The following is a 456-nucleotide window of genomic DNA, read 5'->3' as shown; positions in this document are numbered from 1 at the left end:
GCAACAGTTGCAACAGGAATTCCTGGAGGCATTTGTGCAATTGCTAGTAAAGCGTCCATTCCATCGAGGCTAGCTTTAATAGGTACACCAATCACAGGAAGTGGAGTCATAGCTGCAATAACACCTGGAAGGTGAGCTGCCATACCTGCGCCAGCAATAATTACCTTTATTCCATTGTCCATTGCACCTTTTGCAAAAACCTCAACTTCTTCAGGTGTTCGGTGTGCTGATAAGGCATTAATTTCGAATGGAATCTTAAAATCGTTCAAAATTTGGGCGGCCTTTTCCATAACTGGAAGATCCGAAGTACTTCCCATGATAATACTAACTTTCGCTTTCATCGTGTTTTATATTGGTGGATTTATAAAATTAATAACAAAAAATTGTACTTTTGTCGCCAAGTAAGAATTGTTTTAGTTCTATATGATCAACAGACATATGGTTGCTTTTGTTTAA

Annotated in this window: 1 protein-coding gene; it reads right to left on the bottom strand. The window is 38.4% G+C overall.

The genetic code is table 11. The annotated features are described in order from the left end of the window. On the bottom strand, positions 1-341 hold a 341-nt coding region (purE, locus tag DLK05_RS17045; protein ID WP_127345115.1), incomplete at its 3' end, for a 5-(carboxyamino)imidazole ribonucleotide mutase. Between the last annotated feature and the right edge of the window lie 115 nt (positions 342-456).

It is taken from the genome of Ancylomarina longa (assembly GCF_003996985.1).
GTDB classification, from domain to species: Bacteria; Bacteroidota; Bacteroidia; order Bacteroidales; family Marinifilaceae; genus Ancylomarina_A; species Ancylomarina_A longa.
The sequence above is the reverse complement of the archived record's forward strand: the minus strand, read 5'-3'. Positions and strand labels throughout refer to the sequence as shown.